24 protein-coding genes and 1 riboswitch are annotated in these 25,181 nt (G+C 41.4%); of the genes, 14 read left to right on the top strand and 10 right to left on the bottom strand.

Annotation, left to right across the window (positions count from 1 at the left end; all coding sequences use genetic code 11):
• Positions 1-156 precede the first annotated feature (156 nt).
• The 6 genes from VB083_RS10520 (at position 157) to VB083_RS10495 (ending at position 6,047) form a co-directional block, all read left to right on the top strand.
• A complete protein-coding gene (locus VB083_RS10520; protein ID WP_323402037.1) occupies positions 157-390 on the top strand; it encodes a hypothetical protein in 234 nt (77 codons plus the stop codon).
• Positions 391-476: 86 nt separating this feature from the next.
• A complete protein-coding gene (locus VB083_RS10515) occupies positions 477-1,991 on the top strand; it encodes a hypothetical protein (protein WP_213690921.1) in 1,515 nt (504 codons plus the stop codon).
• 37 nt (positions 1,992-2,028) lie between these two features.
• Entirely contained in the window at positions 2,029-3,312 is a 1,284-nt protein-coding gene (gene tyrS / locus VB083_RS10510; protein ID WP_213690922.1) for a tyrosine--tRNA ligase, read from the top strand.
• 5 nt (positions 3,313-3,317) lie between these two features.
• On the top strand, positions 3,318-4,214 hold the full coding sequence (locus VB083_RS10505) for a hypothetical protein (protein WP_213690923.1): 897 nt from the start codon (positions 3,318-3,320) through the stop codon (positions 4,212-4,214).
• A gap of 2 nt (positions 4,215-4,216) precedes the next feature.
• On the top strand, positions 4,217-5,077 hold the full coding sequence (locus VB083_RS10500) for a lysophospholipid acyltransferase family protein (RefSeq protein ID WP_213690924.1): 861 nt from the start codon (positions 4,217-4,219) through the stop codon (positions 5,075-5,077).
• Positions 5,078-5,126: 49 nt separating this feature from the next.
• On the top strand, positions 5,127-6,047 hold the full coding sequence (locus VB083_RS10495) for a hypothetical protein (protein WP_213690925.1): 921 nt from the start codon (positions 5,127-5,129) through the stop codon (positions 6,045-6,047).
• Between the two features lie 43 nt (positions 6,048-6,090).
• On the opposite strand, the gene VB083_RS10490 is transcribed toward VB083_RS10495, so the two are convergent.
• From VB083_RS10490 to VB083_RS10480, 3 genes are all read right to left on the bottom strand, one after another.
• Positions 6,091-6,744: an amino acid ABC transporter permease gene (locus VB083_RS10490; RefSeq protein WP_213690926.1), complete on the bottom strand. Its 654-nt coding sequence runs from the start codon at positions 6,742-6,744 to the stop codon at positions 6,091-6,093.
• Positions 6,744-7,520, bottom strand: a complete 777-nt coding sequence (locus VB083_RS10485) for an amino acid ABC transporter ATP-binding protein (protein WP_323402036.1) — start codon at positions 7,518-7,520, stop codon at positions 6,744-6,746. The genes VB083_RS10490 and VB083_RS10485 overlap by 1 nt, the downstream gene beginning before the upstream one ends.
• 189 nt (positions 7,521-7,709) lie before the next feature.
• Positions 7,710-7,841 carry a hypothetical protein gene (locus tag VB083_RS10480; RefSeq protein WP_307879540.1) on the bottom strand — a complete coding sequence of 44 codons (132 nt, stop codon included), beginning with the start codon at positions 7,839-7,841 and terminating at the stop codon, positions 7,710-7,712.
• Between the two features lie 144 nt (positions 7,842-7,985).
• Between VB083_RS10480 and VB083_RS10475 the strand changes: the two genes are divergently transcribed.
• Positions 7,986-8,876, top strand: coding sequence for an MBL fold metallo-hydrolase (locus tag VB083_RS10475; protein ID WP_213690928.1), 891 nt, complete (start codon positions 7,986-7,988; stop codon positions 8,874-8,876).
• A gap of 88 nt (positions 8,877-8,964) precedes the next feature.
• Here the strand turns inward: VB083_RS10475 and VB083_RS10470 are convergent, their stop codons facing one another.
• The gene (locus tag VB083_RS10470) at positions 8,965-10,347 is read right to left on the bottom strand and encodes a phosphomannomutase/phosphoglucomutase (protein WP_323402035.1); all 1,383 of its coding nucleotides are present in this window, start codon (positions 10,345-10,347) and stop codon (positions 8,965-8,967) included.
• Positions 10,348-10,451: 104 nt separating this feature from the next.
• Between VB083_RS10470 and VB083_RS10465 the strand changes: the two genes are divergently transcribed.
• The gene (locus VB083_RS10465) at positions 10,452-11,393 is read left to right on the top strand and encodes an AEC family transporter (RefSeq protein WP_323402034.1); all 942 of its coding nucleotides are present in this window, start codon (positions 10,452-10,454) and stop codon (positions 11,391-11,393) included.
• A gap of 32 nt (positions 11,394-11,425) precedes the next feature.
• Positions 11,426-11,554: riboswitch (molybdenum cofactor riboswitch) on the top strand.
• A gap of 265 nt (positions 11,555-11,819) precedes the next feature.
• Positions 11,820-13,130, top strand: a complete 1,311-nt coding sequence (locus VB083_RS10460) for an HD-GYP domain-containing protein (protein WP_213699892.1) — start codon at positions 11,820-11,822, stop codon at positions 13,128-13,130.
• On the opposite strand, the gene VB083_RS10455 is transcribed toward VB083_RS10460, so the two are convergent.
• Both VB083_RS10455 and VB083_RS10450 read right to left on the bottom strand, forming a co-directional pair.
• Entirely contained in the window at positions 13,127-14,320 is a 1,194-nt protein-coding gene (locus tag VB083_RS10455) for a YibE/F family protein (protein ID WP_213690932.1), read from the bottom strand. The two genes, VB083_RS10460 and VB083_RS10455, sit on opposite strands and share 4 nt — an antisense overlap.
• Entirely contained in the window at positions 14,317-15,027 is a 711-nt protein-coding gene (locus VB083_RS10450) for a FadR/GntR family transcriptional regulator (RefSeq protein ID WP_213690933.1), read from the bottom strand. Before VB083_RS10450 ends, VB083_RS10455 begins: the two co-directional genes overlap by 4 nt.
• Before the next feature lie 93 nt (positions 15,028-15,120).
• On the opposite strand from VB083_RS10450, the gene VB083_RS10445 reads away from it, so the two are divergent.
• Positions 15,121-16,764: a nucleoside kinase gene (locus VB083_RS10445; RefSeq protein WP_323402033.1), complete on the top strand. Its 1,644-nt coding sequence runs from the start codon at positions 15,121-15,123 to the stop codon at positions 16,762-16,764.
• 27 nt (positions 16,765-16,791) lie between these two features.
• Positions 16,792-17,625, top strand: coding sequence for a LacI family DNA-binding transcriptional regulator (locus VB083_RS10440; RefSeq protein WP_213690935.1), 834 nt, complete (start codon positions 16,792-16,794; stop codon positions 17,623-17,625).
• Here VB083_RS10440 and VB083_RS10435 read toward each other — a convergent pair.
• On the bottom strand, positions 17,620-18,903 hold the full coding sequence (locus tag VB083_RS10435; RefSeq protein WP_323402032.1) for an ArsB/NhaD family transporter: 1,284 nt from the start codon (positions 18,901-18,903) through the stop codon (positions 17,620-17,622). The two genes, VB083_RS10440 and VB083_RS10435, sit on opposite strands and share 6 nt — an antisense overlap.
• Positions 18,904-19,056: 153 nt before the next feature.
• On the opposite strand from VB083_RS10435, the gene VB083_RS10430 reads away from it, so the two are divergent.
• A complete protein-coding gene (locus VB083_RS10430) occupies positions 19,057-19,893 on the top strand; it encodes an Mrp/NBP35 family ATP-binding protein (RefSeq protein ID WP_213690937.1) in 837 nt (278 codons plus the stop codon).
• Between the two features lie 54 nt (positions 19,894-19,947).
• On the opposite strand, the gene VB083_RS10425 is transcribed toward VB083_RS10430, so the two are convergent.
• Genes VB083_RS10425 through VB083_RS10415 form a run of 3 tightly spaced genes read right to left on the bottom strand, consistent with a single transcriptional unit; the run spans position 19,948 to position 23,444 of the window.
• Entirely contained in the window at positions 19,948-21,069 is a 1,122-nt protein-coding gene (locus VB083_RS10425; protein ID WP_307879537.1) for a diguanylate cyclase domain-containing protein, read from the bottom strand.
• A 23-nt stretch (positions 21,070-21,092) separates the two neighbouring features.
• The gene (locus VB083_RS10420) at positions 21,093-21,905 is read right to left on the bottom strand and encodes an MBL fold metallo-hydrolase (RefSeq protein ID WP_213699888.1); all 813 of its coding nucleotides are present in this window, start codon (positions 21,903-21,905) and stop codon (positions 21,093-21,095) included.
• Between the two features lie 39 nt (positions 21,906-21,944).
• Positions 21,945-23,444 carry a mucoidy inhibitor MuiA family protein gene (locus tag VB083_RS10415; protein ID WP_323402031.1) on the bottom strand — a complete coding sequence of 500 codons (1,500 nt, stop codon included), beginning with the start codon at positions 23,442-23,444 and terminating at the stop codon, positions 21,945-21,947.
• Between the two features lie 109 nt (positions 23,445-23,553).
• Here VB083_RS10415 and ychF point away from each other — a divergent pair, with 109 nt between their 5' ends.
• Together ychF and VB083_RS10405 are read left to right on the top strand one after the other, a co-directional pair.
• Positions 23,554-24,645: a redox-regulated ATPase YchF gene (gene ychF / locus VB083_RS10410; protein ID WP_213699886.1), complete on the top strand. Its 1,092-nt coding sequence runs from the start codon at positions 23,554-23,556 to the stop codon at positions 24,643-24,645.
• Between the two features lie 72 nt (positions 24,646-24,717).
• Complete coding sequence (locus VB083_RS10405; RefSeq protein ID WP_213691772.1) at positions 24,718-25,158, top strand: hypothetical protein; 441 nt, start codon at positions 24,718-24,720, stop codon at positions 25,156-25,158.
• Positions 25,159-25,181: the final 23 nt, after the last annotated feature.

Raw genomic sequence — 25,181 nt, 5'->3', positions numbered from 1 at the left:
ATGTCATGGCGGGTTTACCTCCTATATCCTTTATTTTGGTTGTTTGAGCAACACCAGTATAAAGGAGAGGTGCCCGCCTTTTTCATTATCTCTTTCACTTTACCTAAGTAAACGGAACGAAACTCTGGCCCATCTACAATTGGTGAGGAGTTTGAGTTGACACCGCAGAAGGATATAACCACGTCGGTTATTTCTCCTATTTGTATAGAAAAAAAACGTTGTGAGGAAGTTAACACTCTTCTTGCCAATATTTCAGGATTAGCAGCGTCTATTCGAACAAAAGCAGATAAGGCAGAAGATCCGGGAGATTTAATTCCTTTGCTTCAATCTACGGTTGTTCTTCTTGAAACAGTTAGTCAGAAAGCGGGAATTGTAGAAGAAAAGGAATAGGATAAACTGGCTTCTCTGGCTTTTAAGCCGTTTAGAGCTTATGATACACTTATAGTCTTATTTTTACCGCAGGGAGGGAGAATACTATGCGGAAAGGACTGTTTTTTTGGAGTGCTTTCGGACTCTGTTTTGCAATCATTGCCCTTGTCATTTTTTTAGTAGGTAAAGAACCTGAACAACGATCCATAACAGAGTCTATTCCTGTTCCTGAAGCATCATCTCCCTATGTTTATCTAGAGGGAGACGGAGCCTCGTTCAAATTTGATTTTCCAGAAGAGCTTCTTGAAGAGTCTGGACAGGCTCGTCCATTTTTGTTGGCCGTTCAGGGTGTTTCTCCCATTCTTTCATTTTCAAAGGATAGCGCATGTCTTGTTGCCTGGGATAAAAACGAACCTCATCTTTACGCTTCGGCTCTATTCAGTGTCTCTGTTACGGAAAATTTAAAGAAGGCGGAACTCCCTGCCGAATGGAAAAATCTTGAAGAAAGACTGACCTTAAGTAAAGACGAAAATAATATAACCCTTCTGACATGGAAAAACGGAATTCCTTCTTTATACATGGATGTTGATGGTGGACTTTCTCTTCTTTCGACATCAAAAGAAGGACTTCAACTAATGAAAGATGTTCTTCACAAGACTAAAGAGAATTTGGATATGGAATGGAAGGTCTCTTCTGATTGGAAAAACCATTTCCGTTTTTACGACGGGGGGTTGCTCTCTCAGCTTCTTTCGTTAGATGGAGTGAAAGTATCGCTTGTCCCCTTTATTTTTAATGCATCATGGTACAAGAACGATGAAAAGGGAGAATTGAGTTGGAAAACATCTGGTATAGACGGTGTTATTCCCGCTACCCTTTATGAAAAACTTATGCCAATTCAGTGGAATCAGAGAATAATTGCCCCCGAACCTCTTCTTTTAGCGGCAGGTATCAATATTCCTGATATCCGAGAAACGGAAATGGCAAGTGAGTTGGTTAAGGAAATGCCAGAAGAATTTCCTTTTTCTGCTGAGGAACTCTTAACGTTGCTTCATGGACCCGTATGCCTTACAGTCGCAGGTAATAGTAAGGTTATTTTCTTTTCTTTGCCAGGCTTTGTTTTACAACTACCAGATAGAGGAACAGCGGGCGTAAAGCTTGTGAACGAATTCTGGTCGCAGGAGTGGAGAATGCTTGTTCCGTCAATAGAAAGCCTGGAAGGGTTTCATACAGGGGGAACCGCCAGCGTTCCTTTCACTATTTTGGGAGCGGCAAGAGATGACCTCGCAGTTCTTGGCATTATTCAGAAAAGTGATATAAAGGTTGAGAAAAAGATCAACAACGCTATCCCTTCCCTTAAAAATAGTGGTGGAGCCTTTGCTTGGGGGTACGCTCATGGGGAACGTCTTGCAGATGCCCTTGATGTTGTTGCACGGGCGAGTGCTATGGCAGACAAGTTGGGAAGCGATGTAGGGATCAATGCAGATGAATTGACGAAAGCAGCGGAAGAGCTGCGTCAAGTGGGAGAAATTTCATTAGTGATGCCTACAATTGATGAAGGTTCCTTAAAGTGGACAATCCCACAAGATACAGACGAAGAATCTGAAGAAAAAACAGAAATGTAAAATTATTGAATTATATAAAACGGGAGGATATGTATCGATGGTCAATGCTTTCCGCGCTCTAGAAGAGCGAGGTCTAGTGGAATGGTGTAGTCATCCAGAAGATTTGGATGCTTTTTTTAACACGGGAGAAAGGATTACAGCGTATATAGGTTTTGATCCTACAGCTGACAGCCTTCATGTGGGACATCTTATTCCTATTATGACTCTGAGCTGGTTGCAACGTATGGGACATAGACCTATTTGTCTGGCCGGTGGAGGAACTGGAATGATTGGAGATCCATCAGGGAAAAGCAAAGAAAGAAATCTCCTTTCTCCAGAAGCTGTTCAGGAAAATATTAAAGGTGTAAAAAAACAGCTCGAGCATTTTATGGATTTTGATTGTGGTGAGAATTCCGCCATTATCGTTAATAACTATGATTGGCTGAAAAGTATTTCCTTTCTTGATTTTTTAAGAGACGTGGGAAAATATTTTTCAGTGAATTATATGATTAATAAAGAGCACGTAAAGTCTCGTCTCAACGATCCTGAGAAGAGTATCTCATATACAGAATTTTCTTATACTCTCCTGCAGGCTTTTGACTTTATGCATCTGCTTGAGAGTTACGGATGTCAAGTTCAAATGGGTGGAAACGATCAGCAGGGGAATATAGTTTCTGGCATAGATCTTATTCGCAAAAGAAAAGGTGAACAAGTTTATGGGTGGACCAACCCCTTGCTTTTAACATCTTCAGGAACTAAGTTCGGGAAGACAGAAGGTGGAGCAGTCTGGCTTGATCCTAAACGAACATCTCCATACCGATTTTACCAGTTCTGGATTAATACTGAAGACGAGATGGTCGAAAAACTTCTTAAATTCTTCACGTTCTTGCCTTTGGATGAAATTAAAGCAATTATGGAGAAACATGCTGCTGCTCCTGAAAAACGTGAGGCACAAAAACGTTTAGCTTGGGAAGTAACAGCTTTGGTTCATAGCTCTCATGCAGCTGATACAGTTGCGCGAGCAAGTGAAATTCTCTTTAGCGGAGAAATTACGCACGAAGACATGACGGAAGAAATGATGGAGATGCTTGCAGAAGAGGTCCCATACGAAACTCTTGATGTTGCTCTTCCTGTTGCGGTAGTAGATATCCTTGCTTCTGTAGGAGCATGTAAGAGCAAGGGGGAGGCTAAGCGTCTTCTTCGTGGTGGCGGAGTATATATTAACGGAGACAGAATTGAAGATGAAGCTGCTTCTATTGATGAAGATCATCTTATTGGCGGTCGCCATATCTTCGTTCGTCTCGGTAAAAAAAGATTTTTCCTTATTGAGATAAAGAGGTAGTATTTTTGTCACCAATATGGTTTCTTTCTCAAAACTTTCCAACGTGGGAACTTGCGATTATTTATTCCTTCGCTCGGAATATGAGAGAACGTGGAATAGCTCTCTCTATATATGCGGAAGAAGAATTAGATAGATCTTTCATATCAACAGAATGTTGGTCTTCTTTAACGGAGAGAGAGAAACTTTGGGTGGCGCTTTCTCAAGGTAATGTATGGCACTTTTGGGGAGGAACTCCATGGTGGGGTTCCTTCCTTTCCCTTCGTTCTCGTTTATTTTATGGATTATGCGAAAAAACAGTACCTTCAAGAGGAACTCATTTAACATTCTTCTCTTCTGATGAGGATGAAATGAGTACATATATTCCGCCTATTTTTGAATCGAAGATTGCTTGGACAATGTCTGAAAGAAATAGTTGTGAAGGAACTCCTTCTCTATACATGGCAGGTTCCCCTCACAAAAAAAATCGTTGGTATAAAAATGTTTTATCTGCGTGGGAAGCCCCTCTTTTTAAAATTCCCTTTCCTGAAGCGAATATGTGGCCAGGTAGAATCTTTCCCAATTCTTCTCTCGTATCATCTTATATGGGGCAACGAGGTGGTGCGCTTTTACTGTTATCTTCTTCTCCTTCACTTGCTTTGTTGGCGGCTCATGCGACCATATTGGGGGTTCCTATTATAAGTACCCCTTCGAAGCGCCTTGATGAGCTTTTGAGCAGGGAAGGTTATATAACGATAACATCTCAGGAAAACGAGAGGGAACTTCTTCATACTCTCCAGAGTGCTTTTGATTCTATGGGGAAAGAACATGCCCTGAAGGGGAGAAATTATCTTCTTTCTTCATGGGCAATTGATAGGGGGCTTCAGGCCCTCATGTCACTTTATTCTCAGGAAGACGGTGTATAAAGGTGAGTTCAGGCTCTTATTTATTGGAATTGTTTCAAAAATTTACTGCTCAAGGATGGAGAGCTCACGTTACGGCCAGCCTTTTGAACGGACTTCTTCGAGGGTTTCATCCCAGGAAAGCTGTTGCTCTCGAAAATATGTCAAAATCATCTTTCCCTCACGAAGAGGGATGGAGAGATAAAACTCTTTCTGGCGTGTATCGTCATATTGCCTGGACTGTTACAGAATTTTTAACGTTAGTTGATAATCCAGCAGATGTTCTCGATTGGGTAGTAGACGTTGAAGGTGAAGAAATATTAGAGCAGCTGGCCAAAGAGAATAAAGGTGCTGTTATTCTTACAGGGCACCTGGGTAACTGGGAACTTTTGGCAGCATGGTTATGTCAACGGGGCTACCCTCTTTATGCCATAGTAAGAGATCCAGACGATGAAGACGTAGCAGATGTTGTTGAAAAGTATCGTTCCCGTGTTGGTCTTCAGACATTGAAGAAAAGATTTGTAATGAAAGAAGCTGTTCGTTTAGTACAGAATGGTGCTTTTTTAGGAGTTTTAGCTGACCAGGACGGAGGGCCTTCAGGGATTGCCTCAACTTTTTTAGGGCAAAAATGTACGACTGTGAACGGGCCTGCTGCAATATCTCTTATGGCTAACGCGCCTATCGTTCCTGTAATTTCATATCGTGTTTCACCTTTTAAGCATCAGATTATAATTTCTCCGCCGTTGTGTCTGCCTACAGAGGGGAAAAGGAAAGAAAGAATAGAGAGTATCACTCATATGGCAGATGAGACTCTTGAAAAAATGGTATGCAGGCATCCAGATCAATGGCTTTGGCTCCATCGTCGTTGGCATACCCGTTTACCTTGATAACGTTATCCCCTCGTGGTATGCTTCTTTAGGAAAGGAGGGGATTTCGGTGATCTATGAATTAATGTCTACTGGTAACATTGTAAGGCTTCCAGATGCAATGACTATTTCTGGACTACCGAAGATAGAAGCTCCAAACGTTGTTCTTCTCCTCCCGTACAACAGGGTTTTAATAGGAACCTCATCTTCTTTAAACCTTGAAAAGTGGGTGTGGGGAAAAATCGGAGAAGAACAAATGGCAGAGGTGTTTTTGTATCAGAATAAGCCTCTGATATTGTCTGTAGAGGGTCTTCGTCCCATTTCCCTTAGCGAAGAAGTTGTCGCTGAGCTTCGTAAATTGTTACTTTCGCAAACAGAGCCTCCTGGCGAACATATGCCTGCGGTTTTGATTCTTAAAGGATTGCTTCGTAACGAAATGGCTGATGTTATAACAGAAGAAACGCTCAAAGATGAGCAGTTTATTTTAGATCTTATAGAGCGAGATTTATCTGTAAAACAAGCCTACTGGGGTATACGTTTTGCCTTGGCGAGAAATGATTATACGTCAGTTGCCCGTATAAAGGCATGGCTGAAAAGTGTTGGAAGCCTTTTTGATGAAGTTGCACAAGGAGTACATTTATGGTTCTCCTTAACAGATTTGCCTGGCCGAAAAGAATTGGCTGATCTGGAAAATTTGTCCTTTACTCTTGATGATCTCCAACGCATGAATTCTCAACGTTCTCGACCTGTAGTGTTATTTAGCCGTTCTGGTTATCTTGTTCTTTCTGAGCAATCTTTCGAGAAGTCTGAGACAGTATTCAGAATTTGGCTCTATCTTCCTCTTCACCTTTGGAATGAACTTCGTGAAAAGAGAAAACTTTCTATACGGGAAATAATATCTGCTTCTTGGGGGTATTTAGAGGCGAAAGAAGCGATGAGGGAAATGGAACTTTACGGCAAACGAAGAGAAACAACAACATATCCGCATTAAAAAAGCGAGGAAAAGTTCCTCGCTTTTTTCTTCTTTTATGATTTTAATTAACTTGCCAGTGTTTCTCAAGAAATTGAAGTGCAATACTTGTACAGCTTGTTAAACAGAGATAGATGAGTCCCACCATAATGAAAGTTTCAAAAGAAGCATAGGTAACACTTCGAACCTGTTGCCCTACCATTGTCAATTCAGCAATGGCGAGTGTAGATAATAAGGATGATTCCTTTATAAGAGTGACGAATTCATTCCCGAAAGCCGGAAGCATATTTCGTATAGCTTGAGGAAGAATAATGTGTCGCATTGTTCTGAAGTACGAAAGGCCAAGGACCTGAGCGGCTTCCCATTGTCCCTTAGGCACAGCTTCAATTCCTCCTCGTACTATCTCTCCGACATAACCAGCTGAATTAATAGACAAACCTATAATGCCAGCAGCAAAAGCCGGAAGATTAATTCCGAGAGATGGTAATCCGAAGTAAATGAGGAAAAGTTGTATGAGCAACGGTGTTCCTCGGATAACATAAATGTAAGCTGCAGCAATACTTTTAAGTGGTTTAAAGGGCACAACGCGAAGAGCACCAATCAAAACACCAATAATTGATCCAAGTAAAACAGCAAGGATTGAAGCTTTTACTGTAAAGAGGGCACCTGTTAAAAACATATGCCAATAGGGAGTTATTGACGTGAAATCCAACATCATTAGTATGCACCTCCCTGATTTTTTGTAAGATCTTCCCCGAAGTGGGCCAGCATCCTTTGCAAGAACATTTGTGTTCTCGGATGAGAAGGATTCACCATAATATCTTTTGGTGATCCTTGTTCAACAATATTTCCATCTGCCATAAAGACGATTCTATCCGAAACATCTTTAGCAAAGAGCATCTCGTGGGTAATAATGACCATTGTCATTCCTGTCTCTGCAAGTTGAGCAATAACATCAAGAACTTCCCCAACCAACTCGGGGTCAAGGGCGCTTGTTGGCTCATCAAAAAGCATTATTTTAGGTTGCATCGCAAGAGCTCGAGCTATAGCTACCCGCTGTTGCTGGCCTCCTGAGAGCTGAGTAGGCTTTGCACTTACTTTATCTCCAAGGCCGACTCGTTCGAGAAGACGGACGGCTAAATCTTCAGCATCACTCTTTTTCATTCCCTTAATCTGTATAGGGCTGAGCGTAACATTATCCAAAACTGAAAGATGAGGGAAAAGGTTAAATTGTTGAAAGATCATCCCTACAAGATTTGCTACTTCTTTGTTAGAATGTTTACCGTTGTCTATTCGTTGTCCGTAGAGATATATTTCTCCATCATTAATATCTTCAAGACGGCAGATACAACGGGCGAGAGTGCTTTTCCCAGAGCCGCTTGGCCCGATAACAGAAACAACTTCACCTTCACCTACGGAGAGTGACACTCCCTGTAGAACGTGAAGGTCTCCAAACGATTTATGTAAATTTTTAACTTCGATTGCAGTTTGCAACAATCGTCACCTCCTGTTTGTCGCGGGAATTATAACTCAACTTTAGGTTACTGGCAAACATTTTTTTGAAAAATAATTGAAAAAATAAAATAATCCGGTGTATCACGAACAATTCATTGAGGAAAAAGTAGTATAAAAACATAAAAAAAAGGGGCCCTTTGGCCCCGACTTTTTAAAGACAACTATGTCTTAGGAATCGTAACGGCAACGATATAGTTCCTGATTAAGATCTGACATTGCGTTAGAGAAGGCGTCGCTCTGATCGTTCATATATTTAGTACGAATATTCTTCGAGCTCTCTTTTGTTTTCTTAACTTCCACCTTTACCCACCTCCTGAAAAGCGCTACATACGAACCATTAAATTCAAAAAATTTATTGGTACGAACCACCAAGCTCATTTTATCATGGAGAAAAGGAAATTGGAAGTTTATCAAAAAATTAGAGTTTTGAGAGGTGATTATCTTATGGAAATTAACATTTTAAATAACCGAAGTTGTTATATACCAGGACGTGTCAATATTGGTATTTGGAAGGATGGCGAGGGAGGATGTTATCTTATTGATAGTGGTGGTGACGAGAGTTCAGGGCGTAAGCTTTTTCGGCTATTACAAGAAAACTCTTTGACTCTTAAAGGAATTATAAATACTCATTCCAACGCTGATCACATTGGTGGTAATGCATATTTACAGAAAAAAACATCATGTGTCATTATGGCGAGTAGTATCGAAAGAACGATTATTGAAAATCCTGTTTTGGAGCCTTTAATTTTATGGGGAGCCTATCCTTTTAGTGGGATACAGACGAAGTTTTTACAAGCTGTTCCCTCTGTTGTCGGGACAGAACTTACAAGAGGGCAAGTTGTTCCCAATACAGACCTGACGGTGATTGATCTTCCTGGCCACTTTATAAACATGATAGGCCTTTTGTCGTCTGATGGAGTGTGCTATATAGCAGATAGTGTTTTTTCTGAAGAGATTATCAATAAATATCGTTTTATAGTTACATTCGATGTTGAGGCAACTCTTTCTACTTTAGATAAACTAGAAACAATAGAAGCATCATGGTTTGTTCCGTGTCATGCCGAAGCTATTAAAGAAGACATTACACCCATCGTTGAAGTTAACAGGAAGGGAATCCTTTCTTTAAACGACGCAGTTTTGCATTCTTGTTCTGACCCACACAGTCGCGAAGAGGTTCTTGCTCACTTAGCAGCAACATGGAATATTGATATGAACCCTGTTCAATATGTACTGAATCTCTCGACAATATCTGCACATCTCGCATTTCTTGAAAAGAGAGGCCTAGTAGAAACTTGGGTCGAAAAAGGCTTTTTATTGTGGAGGAAAAAGATATAAATTAACTAAAAGGGTCCTCGATGTTTAGTTTGTTGAATATGTTTTTCTTTGAGAGGACCCTTTTTCGTATCGTTATTATTTCACATATTTAATATGTCCATTCAAAATCTGAAATACCCACATCGAGCATTCGTTGTTTCATATCTTTTGTTATGGCATCAAGAGCTTCTTTTGTTTTCCCTTCACATCGTGTTACAAGAACAGGCTGTGTATTTGATGCCCTTACGAGCCCCCAACCTTCTTTGTAAAGAATTCGAACCCCATCAATAGTTATAGCTTCGTGGTCTTTAAGTGCCTTTTCTTTAATGGTTTCAATAACCTCGAATTTCTTTTCATCGGGGCAGTCTACTCGAACCTCAGCAGTGCTGTAATAGACTGGATAATCAACAAGCATTTCAGAAAGAGAACGACTATCGTTTGAAAGAATGCGAAGCAAACGTCCTGCGGCATAGAAAGAATCGTCAAAACCATAAAATTCATCAGCGAAAAACATGTGTCCTGAAAGCTCTCCGGCAAAAAGAGCATCAATCTCTTTCATCTTTGCCTTGATAAGAGAGTGTCCAGCCTTGTAATAGAGCGGAGCCCCTCCTAGACGACGGATTTCGTCTTCCAAAGCTTGTGAGCATTTTACCTCTATAATGGCGGTTGCTCCTGGATGCTGTGGAAGAATTTCGCGCCAATAGAGAGCCATAAGGGTGTCTCCCCATACTACCGATCCCTTTTCGTCTACAACTCCGATGCGGTCGGCATCCCCGTCAAAAGCGAGCCCGAGATCTGCCTTTTCCATTCTGACTTTTTCTATAAGTGACGTGAGGTTTTCTCGCTTCAGAGGATCGGGATGATGGTTGGGAAATGTTCCATCTGGTTCGCAGAAAAGAGGAATAACATGACACCCCAATTTTTCAAGGAATGTTTGGATATAGAGTCCTGCCGTTCCATTTCCTGCGTCAGCGACAACTTTAAGTTTACGTGTGCCCAATTTTATCTTCGATACGAGCATATCTATATACTCATTCCAGATATTGGCTTTTCTTACTGAACCAGGTGTTTCTGTCTGCACAAAATCATCTTTTTCAATCATAGAAAGAATGTCTTGAATCTGTTCTCCATACATAGTGCTCTTACCAAATGCTAACTTCAACCCGTTCATATCTTTAGGATTGTGGCTTCCCGTAACCATGATGGCACCATCAAGATTAAAATGATATTGGCTCCAGTAGAGAAGTGGCGATGTAGCGACACCTATATCAATAATATTAATACCTGCCCATGTAACACCACTAATAACGTTTTGACGTATTCTTTCTGTAGAAAGGCGTACATCTCCTCCAACAGTGATTGTTCTTATTCCTTCTCTGCGAAGGAAGGTTCCATAGGCTTTTCCTATGGTTGTAACAGTTTCTGCTGTGAGTTCTGTATCGGCTATCCCTCTAATATCGTATTCTCTGAAAATATGTGCTGGGACTTTCATCAGGATTCATCACCTTCCCCTGATTATATTTTGCTGAATATTATATCGTAACCAGATCTTTTCTGTCTGTGCAATGTATAATACCACTTGTAACAAAGGGGGGAGTGAGATTTCAGGTGGGTAGTTTTCTAATAGTTCTTCCTATAATTCTTATTGTCAGCGTCGGGTGGTTCATACGGCAAAAACACTTTGTAGGGGAAGAAGCTTTTGCGGGCATGAATTTTATTTTGTATTGGATTGCCCTTCCAGCACTTCTTTTTAGAGTGACTTATGGAGCAGACGTAGAAGTCCTCATGGGGGGAAACTTCGTAAAGGCCATTTATATCTCTCTTATGGTTACGCCTCCTCTCGCTCTTTTATTTGGGCGCTTCCTGAAATTAAAGAGGGAGCGAGTCTCTGTCCTGACTATGGTTTCTATACGTTCGAATAACATTTTTATGGGTGTTCCAGCTGTATCCGTGGCATTGGGAGAAGCTGGCCTTCAGGCCCTTTCCTTGTATCTTGCTGTTGTCATGGCTGGATATCAACTGATCTCCATTACTTGGGGGCAAGTTGTTCTTTCTGGAAGTTTTCGTTTGAGTGCATTAAAAGATACAATGAAACGAATTCTTACAAATCCTCTTATCATGGCGTGTGTTGTAGGTGTTTCGTGTGCATTTGTAGGAACCGGTCCGTTACCAGCGTGGCTTGATGAAGCGTTGAAGGTACTCGGCAATGTAGGAAGCGGTTTGGCACTGTTAGCGCTGGGGGCTTCTTTAGAGTTATCGCGTGTGAAGGCGATACTCAAAGATACGTGGGAAGCCATTTTGTTCAAACTTCTTATCTTCCCTACAATTGTATGGTTCTTTTTACATCTGTGGCCAGTAGACTCTATGTTACTTAAAACGACAGTTCTTGTATCTTCAATGCCCATAGCCGTTAACTCTTACGTTGTTGCTCGTGGCATGGGCATGGATGAAAACTATACGGCTGAGTCTATTGCTGCTTCAACGCTTTGTTCTATAGTGACAATTCCTCTATGGGCAAATCTTTTAGGTATATCTTGATTTCTTGTTTTTAATGAGGTACCATTATTAAAAATATGAAGAACCTCCGAGCCTGACAACCTAAAGATTTTTTAAAAAATTTCTATGGTTCAGGGCCGTTAGGGTTTTTTCGGAAACGAGAGAGCCTTCCATGTTTGAAAAGGAGGAACAAAAAGCTTATCTTTGCATATAAAGAGAGGCCGTTTCTCCTGTGAGAAGAAGCGGCCTCTCTTTTTGAGATCTATTCCCGTACCATTTTGCAATAGATCAGCCGGGGGATTTGCTTGAAGCAAATCCCCTCCCCTTAATCATACCTTTGTGCAACTAAAAGGGTCAAAAGTACCACTTTTAAACAGGCCTTGGTAGAGAGAGTCCTGTTTAATATGTGTGTTATTATGAACTCTGGTTTTGTATCTAATTATTACGGACTTTGCAGGGGACAGGAAAATGCCGCTTATCGTTACGTCAGATCACCTCAGGGCGGGAATGCGTTTAGCTCGATCTGTTCTCGGCTGTGAGGGGCAACTTTTATTAAGTGCAGGAATCATCCTTACCGAACAGATGATAGTTAAACTTTTGCGCCGAGGCGTTGAAGCTTGTTTTGTCTATTTGCCAGGAGAGACTGAGATAAATGAGAGTGAATGGCAGTCTCTGGTGCCTGAACATATGGAAAGACAGTTGCGAGGGCATATGTCTCAAATAGTTCAAAACGTGGTTCATAATCGTTCTTTACATGCTAAAGAGCTTGAGAGTCTTCAAAAATGTGTTTCTCAGGTCATTTCGATTATATTCGAAGACTCTACGGCGGTACTGTTTGGTTTAAAGAATATTAGTAGTCATGATCAGTACACGTATGAGCATATGATAGGTGTAATGACTGTAGCTTTGTTGTTGTCTCGCAGAGGAGAAGAAGAGGGGATTTTTGTCCTTTCTTATCAGGATAAGATCAACATAGGCCTTGGTGCACTTTTCCACGATATTGGCAAACTTATGCTTCCCTCATCTCTGATCAATAAAAAAGGTTCATTGAATAGTGAAGAGTGGGCTCTCATGAAAAAACATCCCTACGATGGCTTTAAAATCGTAAGGGAATTTCCGTGTATTAACCCCATGGCGAGAGCTATTGTTTTGAATCATCATCAATATTGGAATGGGGAAGGCTATGGACGTGTCGGACTACCAGGTCTCTATGGAGAAAAGATTCCCCTTCTCGTCAGACTTGTTTCTGTAGCTGATAGTTACGATGCCTTGGTTAGCGATCGTCCTTATCGACGTGCTTTTCTTCCGGCAGAGGCTCTCAAAATTATACGTAAAGAGGCCGGAATAAAGTTTGACCCTGCTATTGTCCCTCTTCTTGAAAAAGTTATAATCCCTTACCCAGTTGGGAGTATCCTTTTTCTCTCTGACTGGACACTATCAGCAGTCACTTCAATTGTTGATGGAGAACCTCAGGTAATGATTTTAGGTACTTTCCGACAAGAAGATGAACACAAGTTGGGATGTGTTTTTCCTCTTAAAAATCAGGCGGCACAGATTATTATTGGAGCTCCTTCTTTGGAACATCTCGCTTTAAAAACTGCTGAGATTTTAACATCACCAAAAGACTTCGGAACATCGGCCTATCGCTTCTTAGAAAGTATACAAAAAGCATTCCATGACAGAAAAATTTCCCTCGCTTCTTTGCCAAGTTGGGAACATATTATAAAAAATGGTTTTATCCCGTCACTTCTTGAGCATATTCCTACAGGTGGAGATTAAGCACTTTTTTTTCGAGGTTGTAATCGGAACTCAAGCCACCAGACGCATACCCCTGTTGTTATTGGAATTGTTAGCAAAAGACCGATTGTACCAGCGACACTTCGCACGAGTTCCTGTGCTATATAGGGATCATTAAAGAGTGCCGTAGCATCAATTCCTGCATTTGTAATGAGGATGGTAAAGGGCAGCGCGCTACCTAAATAGGCCAATATCAACGTATTAATCATACTTCCCAAAACTTCACGACCTACTCCGATTCCTGCCTGCCATAATCTATGCCCTTCAATGTTGTTATCATATGAGAACATTTCGGCAAGAGTCGATGTTACAGAAATAGCAACATCAAGAACAGCTCCAATTGATCCAATCATAACTGCAGCGAGAAGCAGTCCCTCCATTGACATTCCAGGGATGGTAGAAGCTAAAAGACTTGCACTGTCACTTGCCAGTCCGGTGAGTTGCCATGTTTTGACCATGGCCCAGCCTACGAGAGAAGAAGCAACAGCACCACCTAGTGCGCCTAAAAATGCAACGATCCAAAAAGCCGGTCTTCGTACAACAAGAAGTACTGTAATAATAGAAACGGCACCTACAGCAAGAATAGCGAAGGGGACAGGGGCAATTCCCTGAGCCAGCGCTGGAACGTACCAACCTAGAAGTACAGCTAAAGAAAGAAGAAGGCCAGCAAGGGCCCTGAATCCGGCTTTTCCTGCAGAGGCGATTAGGCCTCCAGAGGCTAAAATAAGAAAAGCGGCGACCCATGGTATTCTATAACGATCGCTAATAGAGTATTGAATACTTCCATCTTCGAACAAGTCACTTACAAGAAGGTATCGACGCTCTTCTATGAGTTCTAGAGAAGACGTTGACAGCTGAGTTATGAGAAGATCTTCCTTAGTTCCCTTTTTTTCTCCGTTAAGAAAGGTAACGGTAATGTCGATGTACTCAGTTTGCCAGAGTCCCTCGTCAGAGCTGGAGGAGCTTTCCGAAGATTCATTGGAGTTGTTGAAAGAGAGGGGGCTTTCTGTCCCTCTGACTTTGCCCACCCTATCGATGCGAACAATGAGAGAATCGTCAGTATTCCAAGAATTTAAGACTACTTTATCGACGGAAACGGCTGCTAGAAGTGCAATGAAAATGACGGCAATAAAGGCTAGAATATAGTTTTTTATGCTTTGATTCTGGTTCATAGTAAAGAAATATCCTCCTTGTGATCTTCAAGAGCTATGCCGTCAAGCAGTGTCTTATATACCCTGCTGACATGGTTAGTCATCAGGCGGCGGGCTTTCTTGATATCACGATCAAGAATGCTTTGATATATTTGATTATGTTCCTTTAAAAAAATTTCTTTGTCATCAAGTAGAGAATAAATTCGCTCATGAGTTTCCATAATAAGATTGAAAGTCATCTTTACAATGTTCACGAAAACAAAGTTATGTGTTGCTTCGGCAAGAAGCAAGTGAAAATCATAATCGCATTGTGCTCTATGTTCAAGAGATTCTACATCTTTGCTTGTCAGTGTCAGAATTTTGCGTATGCGCGTTAAATCGCTTGGAGTAGCATGTTTAACTGCTTCGGTAACTATTGCTGGTTCTAATGTCATTCGAGCTTCAACTAACTCAAGTATAGCTTCATCTTGTAGGGGCATTTTAGAATGTTGTGTTTCAAATCTTGATTTTCTTACGAAGCGTCCCTTTCCGGGAATACTTTCGATAAGACCTACAAGTTCAAGAATACGAAAAGCTTCCCTGAGCGAGCTGCGGCTTACATTTAGCTCTTCGATTAGCTGGCGTTCAGGAGGAAGGGGATCACCTTGGATCAATTGTCCAGAGGCTATGAGATTCTTTAATTTCTCTGCGACTTGTTCATATATTTTCGTAGATTTGTTTTTCGTCATTCTACTTACCCTCCCCAAACAACTCAAGACGTATTCTTCTTCTTGTAGTAAAGTAAATCATACCAGATAGAAAGGCACGAGAGGAGGCTAAAAATGTCTTTTCAGATACGTATCCGTAACCATGATATTTGTGAATGCTCCAGCCCTATGAATGGCAAAGACGTTCTTTCTAAGGCAAATATTGACGGAGGATCTCATATTGTGGCTTGGCGCGTCAACAATTATCTTAGACCACTAGGCTGGATTGTGGACGATGATGCTGATGTGGAATTTGTTGATACTTCTTCTTTTGAAGGGATGGAAGTCTATCGCCGATCCTTGAGCTTTCTACTCGTTTTAGCAGTGCAGAGAGCTTTAAATAAAAAAATTGTTATTAAACACTCTATAAGTGATGGCTATTACTGGGAGCTTCCAGAAGGGAAGCTAAAAGAAGACGATGTGCTTATTGTAGAGAAAGCTCTTCGCGATCTTGTTAATCGGGATGTTCCTATTACAAGAGAAGTTGTTCCTCTCGATAAAGCACGGCGTATTTTTGAACGTCAGGGAAATCCAGAGAGTGCGCGACTTTTCATGTGGGCAGCCGAAGACCCAGTAGAACTCTATCGTTGCGAAGACAATTACGGCTTTTATTACGCTCCACTCGCTCCATCGACAGGATATCTACGTGTCTTCCAACTGAAATTGTTTTCGCCGGGCATGGTTCTTCAGTTTCCTACTGTGTCGTATCCTAAGCGTATTCCTCCATTCAGGGCTTCTAAAAAGCTTTCTGGAGTTTTTCTTGACTACGCCAAATGGTTGGAGGTATTGGGCCTGAGAACGATGGATAGCTTTCATGCTCGAATAGCCCAAGGAAAGGGACTGGAGCTTGTTCTTATTTCCGAAGCTTTTCATTCACAGCGATTAAGTCGTATTGCCGAGGAAATTGCTTTGCGGGAAAGAGTTAAAATAGTTGCTATTGCGGGTCCTTCTGGATCTGGTAAAACAACGACGGCCAAACGATTGAAAATACAGCTGCAGGTGTGTGGATTGAATCCGACGGTTATTTCTCTTGACAATTACTTTGTTGATAGAGAAAAAACACCTTTGGATGAACATGGGAATCTCGATTTTGAAGTTCTTGAAGCTATAGATCTTGATCTCTTGGAAAAACAGCTTTCTGAACTTCTGAAGGGGAAAGAGGTTCGTGTTCCTGAATTTGATTTTATTAAGGGGGAAAAGTTTGAGGGGCCAACTCTTCGGCTAGCAAAAAATGATGTTTTGATTCTCGAAGGTATTCATGGCCTTAATGAAAAGGTTACAGCTGTTGTTCCCGAAGAAAACAAATTTGGTATCTTTGTGTCGCCTCTAACTGGAATAAACCTTGACGAACACAACAGAACAAGCACTACCGATAATAGACTGCTTCGACGTATGATTCGAGATAACAGAACGCGAGGACATTCAGCAGAGCGGACACTTGATTTGTGGCCTTCTGTAATTAAAGGGGCGAAGGAGTATATTTTCCCTTATCAAAGTCGTGCAGATGCTATGTTTAACTCTTCGTTACCCTACGAACTGGCCATATTGAAGGGGTACGTGCAACCTCTTTTGCAGACAGTATCTGAGTCATCCTCCATGTATGGAGAAGCCCGGCGACTTCTTTCGATGCTGAAATTCGTCCCGCCGCTATCGTCTGAATATGTTCCATCGAATTCTATTTTGCGAGAATTTATAGGGGGCGGATGTTACGAACACTAAAAGGGTAAGTCTAAAGAGGTGCCAAAGATGAAAGTAAAGATGGAAGATGTAGCTAAATTAGCTAATGTGAATAAGGCAACTGTAAGTCGAGCCTTGAAAGGTGATTCCCGCATATCGTCGACGACAAGAGAAAAAGTATGGCAGGCAGCCAAGGCTTTGGGATATCAGCCTGATGCCGTGGCCAGGGGATTATCAAGCAATCGTACCGGGTTGTTAGGAGTTGTTTTTGAAGACCTTTCACGTCCGTGGGTGGGACTTTTTTTATCAGGACTCGACAGAGTCATATCGAGACAGAATTATAGCTTGTTAGTGAAATGTTCAGGGGAGATTTCTTCTCAAAGAAATTTGGTAGCTCGAGATCTTCTTTCGCGTAATGTTGATGGAATTATATGGATAGCTGGATCGACTCCAGATATTTCATTTGAAGGATCTTTTGTTTCAGTTGGAACGGAGAGTCTACTGGGGTCTTCTGTTATGATCGATCTGGAACGTGGTGCTCAAAAACTTCTCAAAATTGCTCAAGGGAGACCCTTTGTTGTTGATGAAGGAGCATCTCCCTTCTTCAAGGGGATAGAAAACTTTTTAGAAAAACCGACGATGAAGAGCGCTCTTCCTATTCATATATTAGATTCAACTCATGAAAAAAATATGATTGGCGGAGGAGAGAATATTGTTCTTTGCGGGTATCCAGATCTCGCCAGAATTTTAAAGTGCTACTGTCTTGATTGGCCTGCTTTTGACCTGGGAGCCATTGCAGGTCGTCTTTCTCTCAACGCTATTCAGGAAAAGGGAGTACGACCTGAAAAAGTCATGGTCGTTCCTCCTCTTTATAGTCCTGATGGGGAAGTTATATCTTTATAAAAAAGCTCTGTAACGGATAACGAGGTAAATGCTGCATAGAATCATTGCTATAAATACACTAAGCATACCTGTCTTCATAAATGCTTTGAAGGTAATGGGATATCCGAAACGATTGGCGACATCTGCAACCACAACGTTAGCAGCTGCGCCGAGGAAGCTACCGTTGCCTCCAAGACAGGCTCCTAGCGCAAGAGCCCAGAAAAGAGGCTCGGAGGGCATGCCCACCTGTCCAGCCAACTCGTCAATAACATAGACAAAAGTTGCCGTAAATCCAATGTTATTTACGAAAGCACATGTTAGGCCTGAAAACCACAGAACGGTAAGTAACGCTGCCATGGGGTGTCCGTGGAGATGGCGTCCTAAAATATTTGAGAGAGCAGAAATAACTCCCGTTTCTTTGAGGGCTCCTACAATAATGAAGAGTCCTGCGAAAAAAATAAGAGTAGGCCACTCTATGTCTTTGTGAATGATCTCGTCTCCGTTGTCTGGAATGATGGCGAGAAGCAAAGATGCTCCCATAAGAGCAATAACGGCTGCTTCAACATGTAAAAATCCATGACTTAAGAAACCAATGAGAATAAAACCAGTTATAATCAGGGCTTTTTTCAAAGTCAGAATATTTTTCACAGCAGCATTCTCATCAACCTTAAGAATTTTCTCATATTCTTCGGGCTGAATTTTGAAGTCTCTTCTATATATGAGGGCAATGATTCCCACAGTAACAAAAAGAACGATAAAGGTAATGGGAGTCAGATTCACAATAAAATCCATAAAAGAAAAGTGGGCATGAGAACCAATAATAATGTTTGGTGGATCTCCAATAAGAGTTGCCGTCCCTCCAATATTCGAAGCAATAGCTTCTGAAATAAGAAGGGGAACCGGGTTGAATTTCATAATATCAGCCAGAGAAAGAATAATAGGGCTGATGAGCAATACTGTCGTGACGTTATCAAGCACACCAGAGAGGACTGCTGTTGTTAAAGTAATGGCAAAAACAGTTATAAGCCAATTACCTTTGGTCATCTTAAGACTTTTAATGGCTATATATTGGAAAATACCTGTTTTTGAGAGGACTCCGACAACAATCATCATTCCCATTAACAGGCCAATAGTGTTAAAGTCGATAAAACGAACAGCGACATCTGCCGGAAGAAGCTGTGTTACCATGAGAAAGGCTGCCCCAAGAAGAGCAGCTACGCTTCTTGAGAGTTTTCCCGTTCCGATAATAGCTAAAATAGTAATAAATATACCTAATGTTATCCAGGCTTGGATTTGCATTTTTCATCATCGCCTCCTGACAAATTTCTCACTATACAACTATTCAGGAATGGCGACAAGAGTGTGAATAACTTGACGCTCACAATCTCTAAGAGTATAAAGAAACAGACAAAAAGCCCCTCTGAGGGGATTCCAATAGGGGAGGATAAATGAATGTCAGATAATGTATGCGGCGAACAATCTTGCGGAAAATCTTCTTGTGAAGGTTGCAGCGGATGCGCTAAAAAGAAAAAGAATGTTGGCCACGTAATAGCTGTTGGTAGCGGTAAGGGCGGAGTAGGAAAAAGTTCCGTATCTTGCTTGTTGGCTGTTGCTTTGGCGAAAAAAGGTTTTTCTGTAGGAATTCTCGATGCAGATATAACGGGACCTTCTGTTCCCAAATTAATGGGAATTTCTGATGCTCCATACGGTACCCCCGAGGGAATCGTTCCTCCAGCTTCTTCTATTTTCAATATAAGAGTTATGTCTGTCAATCTTCTTCTTGACGATCCTACTAAACCAGTGGTATGGCGTGGCCCTATCATTGGAAATGTAATAAAACAGTTCTGGGAAGATGTAGCATGGGATGGCACGGATTTTGTTATAGTTGATCTTCCTCCTGGAACGGCCGATGCGCCTCTCACAGTTATGCAGACTATTGACTTGAACGGTTTCCTCGTAGTTACGTCACCTCAGGAGCTTTCCGTTATGGTAGTGGAGAAAGCTCTCAATATGACTCAAATGATGGAAATTCCACTTCTTGGTGTTATTGAAAATATGAGTTACGTTAAGTGTCCTGATTGTGGAAAAAGGATGGAAGTTTTTGGACCGAGTCACGTACAAGAGATTGAAGAGGAGTTCTCTATACCTGCTCTAGGGCGATTCCCCATTGATCCAGAGCTTGCACGCCTGGCAGATCATGGCGATATAGAGAAATATAAGAATGAAGAGCTTTTTAACTCTCTCGCCGAGGGTGTTTTAAGTCGGTTGGGAGTTTCAGTAGAAGTTTAATTTACGTTGATAATAAGAATGGGAAAGGCAGCTTGAATAAAGTTACCTTTCCCATTATGCTAAATTGCTGTACAAGGCTTGAAGAATTTTTTCCGCAGTCGTTTCTTGATTTCCATTATAAAAGGTAATGCTTGAGTAGACCTGTGCTGTTTCGGCGATATCATATTCTTCACTGACATCCTTCGGAAAATGTGTCAATCGTATAGCTAATTCTTTTGCTCCATTTTGAGGCGTTTCCGGCATAAGGACAAGCACTTCTCTATTGCCCATCCGAAAACAAAGATCACTTTCTCTTACTTTTTCAAATACATAGTTGCAAAATGCCTTGAAAAAATCATCTTCATCATCTGAAGAAAAAAGTCCTGTTTCTGTTTTATGAAAATCCATTTTGAAAAGGGCAGCAGAAAGCCACCGTCGATATCTGTGAGCCCGACTTATCTCTTCAGGAAGACGACGCTCGCTATATTTAAAAGTATAAATTGGCAGATCGGAATCCAATAAGTCTGAAAAACCTTTATGTGGCTCATTATTTTCATTAAGCTCGGAATCCTCGGAAAGAAAGAAAAAAAATGCACCTTCCTGCTGCTTTTGCTGAATATGCCACTCTTTCCCTTTTAAAACCATCTTTTCCGTGTCAAGAGAAATAATTTCTGTGACAATTTTCCCTAAAAGGGATTCTTTTTTTTGATCGATAAGGGAAAGAAAAGCTTCATTAGCATTCGTAATAAGTCCATTCTCATCCGTGACTAGAATAGGTACGGGAATGGTGCAGAAAGAAGAATCATCTGTAAGAACATCTTCTGGTTTCGGTGTGCTCTTGCTGAAATCTACCGAAACATCTGATTCGCGTTTACGAATAATAATGTTGGCGAAAAGTATAAAGCCAACTGTTGATGTTGCCACTCCCACCCAGATCAACGATTCAGGATTTCCTAAATGTTGCGCTAGCATTGTTATCAGCATTCCCTGCGCTAAAAATTGAAGAGGAATATACCCTTCTTTATAATTTTGAGTGACGAAAAAAGCGTAAAGAAACGTACATGTAATATAACTCATAATAAAAAGCGCCCAGAAGGGAAGACTAATAAAATACCTTTCCCCACCTCCAGCTAAGAGTATTGTCCCTATCAAAATAGGAAGGGAAATGAAGGGGGGCAACGTTGACCATGAGAGCATAAAAAGATCCTCCTAAAGTTGGTTTATACCTCGTAGTTAGAGCCGGAAGGGGCCCAATCCACATCGTTTAGAATTTTTCCAAGTGTAAAGGCTGCTTTAAATCCTGTGCAATGACATGGTCTCCAGTATTGCACGGAGAATTTATCCTTGAATTCCGTGGCCGAACGAATAAGAAACTCTTCATTCTGACTTCTGAAATGCATGCCTCCAATAACACTATAAAAATCCCGGGTATTAAAAAGGCGGGAAGCTCGTTCGAGAATATTAACGCTTCCTGCATGTGCACACCCTAATATAATACTATATCCATGAATACCACGAACAACAAGGGAGAGGTCGTCTTCCATCTGATCAGCTTTGAATTCTCCCTTTTCTTCAACAACAAGATCAGAGTCTACTGGAATAAAATCGGTGTTTCTTTCTGAGAGAGGAACAGTGATAGCCCATACCCCTTCTATAATTTCGGCACTATCACCTACTGAATGAAAGTTTACGTCATCTTTTCGAAGAAGACTTCCTGCAATTTCTTTTTCTTTTCCCCTTCGTGCAAATCTTTGCTGATCAAAAAGGGGAGAAGCCCATACGGGAATATTTCCCTCTCGTCTTAAAATTTCGGGTAAACCCCATGTATGGTCAAAATGGCCATGGCTAAGAACCACACCGTCAAGGTTGCCAAGCCGAATTCCGAGGGTGGATGCATTAGGATAGAGGGCCATACCCCTACCAGTGTCAAAAAGCAGATTACCTCTCGGTGTTTCAATGAAAAGGCTTAAACCATGTTCTCCTAAAAGCTTTGATGTTCCGCAATAATCATCTACAACTACAGTTATATTCATCTTCTTTTACGCTCCTTTTCAGGGTGTTTCTCCACATGTTTATTGAATCCATATTTCCTCTTCCGCGGGGAAGGAAAGGCGATAAATTACAGAAAGTTTCTTTTGTTCTCCCGATCGAAGCTTTAGCTTCCACGTGAGAAAACCCTTTTTAGAATCTTGCTCTGTAGGTTGAGGGTCTAGACTTTCTGCACTAACAGTTATTTTCTCTTGAGCTGAAACAGGAATTCTATCTTTAATAACTAACTCTGTTTCGTAGGGTAAACCGTTGGTTACGTTTATAGTATAGCCCTGGGCTAATTTCCCCTTACCCAACCAATTGCTACCTTCTTTAGGGATAATTTCCTCACGTGCCGCAGTAACCGAAGGTGTTTGTCCAAAGGCCAATCTTATTATTTCACCACGTGCAACTTGCGGTACTGATGTTCTGCCTGATCCCACGCCGTCTATAAAGAGGTCCGCTTGTCCAGCAAGCAATGGATCTTCTACTTTTTCTGTAGAGGCTACGATCCAAGCTTGGGGAGAAAGAACGGGAATGCATTCTATAGAAACCGTAATCGGCAAAGAAAGCTCGTTTAACAGCAGCATCGTTTGTGAGTTATCTCCTTCTACATTGCCTTTGGCTGTAAATATACGATCTGTCAGAGTTTCTTCCATAGGTGCAAGGGAAGCTTCATCTTTTGCCGCTGTTTTCAGCATCATAGCATTTTCCATGCTCCGAGTTTGATAGGTGTTTTTTTTAAAATCAGCTATAAGCGGAAATAGCTCTGGCGTTTCCACTGAAGAAATCGGGTAGGCGGTATGTAGTTGTATAGCACCGTCCCATGTCAGCCCCGTATGTTGCGTAACTTTAGCTAGCATTTGTCCTTGTATAGTTTGATCTTTTGTGGAAAGAGACAATATATATTCAGGAGTCCAGCGAGCATAGTTAGACCACGCTTCAATGTAAAGGTCTCCCTTGGCTAATGCTGTATATTCGACGGTAATGACCTTTCCCTGTGTTTGAGGTTTCTTCTCTTCTAGTTCTTTGGTTAGATCGGCAATAATTTGCTTTATATCTTCAATAGCGTTTACTACAGATGTTTGTTCTTCTTCTTTCGCTTCACGGGTTTCTTCTGTTGTTTTCAAATATGAAGACATATTAGAGATAGAAAGATCTGAAGGAACCGCTTTCTCCATAAGAAGAGTAGATTGCTTAAGGGCCATTAATCGGGATTCCAGAACTGAAAGCTCTTTTTTCTTTTCTTCAATCTGATTATACAAAGGGGTAAGCGTAGGGGGAAGCCATTGAGTATTATTTCGTACTTTCACCTGAGAGTTTTTTAAAAGCAGTCCATCTCCTGGAATTACTTTAATGCTTTCGAGTGTAAAAGTATTGGGAAGAATAATTTCTCCCTTTCCATTGACACTTGCTTTTAGTCGTATCTGTGCCCCTCTTGGATAGACGTGAACCTGCTCTATAGCTACATCAGTTGCCCAAAGAGTTGCGCTTGAAATCAAAGTAAAAATGATCGTAAAGCACACCAAAAATAGTTTTTTCATGAAAGAAAAGACCTCCTTTTCTTTTTCAGTTGGCATAAGCGTATAATACAATTATAATGCAATCTCATCATGGAAAAGATGATATCGAATAATCAGGAGGTATGTCCTCATGCTGAAATGCGGTATAGTGGGTTTGCCCCTTTGTGGTAAAAGCACTATTTTTAATGTTATAACGCGGGCTGGAGCGGAAGTAAAGGCTTATGCCAGCGGCAAAACAGATCCAAATAGAGCTATGGTTGCTGTGCCAGATGTTCGTTTTGATAATCTCGTTAAGGTCTTTGAGCCGAAAAAAGAAGCTCCTGCCACTGTCGATTTTGTCGATTTGGCGGGACTCTCAAAAGATGCGAGCAAGGGGGCAGGTGTAGGAAATGCTTTCCTTTCTTTCGTTTCAGAATCAGATGCTCTCGTTCATGTGGTAAGAACATTCGATAATGCCGATGTTCCCCACCCTGAAGAGACAATAGATCCTGCAAGAGATTGGAACATTGTTGAGATGGAGTTGATCTATCGAGACCTTGGCGTTATAGAAAATCGCCTTTCTCGTCTTGCTGCTAAAAAGCGTCTTATGCCTGAAGAGGAAGAAGAGAGAAAACAACTTGAGCGTTGTCAGGCCTTTTTGATGGATGAAAAACCCCTTCGCGAGCTGGGGCTCACTGAAGAAGAGCAACGGAAGTTAAGTGGTTTCGCGTTCCTTACCCTTAAACCAGAGATGATCGTTTTGAATCTCGACGAAACTCAAACAGGAGAAAATATCCCCGGTCTTGATGAAATCCGTTCTATAGCAAAAGAGCGTGGCCTCGGCCTTGTTCAGGTCTTTGGCCGAATGGAAATGGATATGGCTGATCTTTCAGAAGAAGAGCAACAAGAATTTATGGCCGAACTTGGCATTGAAGAGGCTGGGCGAAACAGGCTGATACAAGAAGCTTATAGTCTGTTGGGATTGATTTCCTTTTTCACGACAGGTAAGGACGAAGTCAAAGCTTGGACTTTGAAGAAAGGTTCAACTGCTGTTGATGCGGCTGGGGCTATTCATTCGGATCTGGCGAGGGGCTTTATCCGTGCTCAGGTAGTTCATTATCAGGATTTTATCGATTTCGGTTGCTCCTTGTCTGCATGTCGTGATAAGGGGGTATTACGCCTCGAAGGAAAGGATTATATCGTACAAGACGGAGATATGATCGAAATTCGATTTAACGTATAGAATTTTTATTCTGTTTTTGTTCTATGTTAGAATGAATAACTGAATTTTACGAGAAGAGAGGAGGATCGACACATGCCAATGCAGATTAGTCTTGATGAGCTTTTAAGTGCCTTACTTGCTCGTGTAGACGGTATGGCTATGAACGAAGAAAATCTGAAAAGTCGTTTGAACATCATCTTCAGAGTTCTCTATAAAAAAGGGCTCATTACAGACGATGATGTTGTCGAGTCCATTCGTGATGAGCATCGCTTGATGAAAGAACTGGGTCTCATAAAAGAAGAGCCGGAAGATGAAGTCGTAAATGCTATTGCTGATAGCATTTTGCTTTGGATTAAGGGAGACTCAGAGAAGCTGAAAGAGCAGATTAAAGAATATGAAAAGAAGATGCAGGAAGCTGCTATGGAAGAAGCACGAAAACCGAAGATTGACGTAGCTTCACCTCAGATGTTGCAGCAGCTCGATAAGATGAGTGGTAACTCGCGGCAGGGTGGCGGAGGGAAGCTCATTATCTAGTTAAAAGTGATTATCTAGTTAAA

This window comes from Aminobacterium sp., from assembly GCF_034926885.1.
Lineage (GTDB): Bacteria > Synergistota > Synergistia > Synergistales > Aminobacteriaceae > Aminobacterium.
Note: the sequence above shows the minus strand (reverse complement) of the source record. Positions and strands in the feature narration are given on the sequence as shown.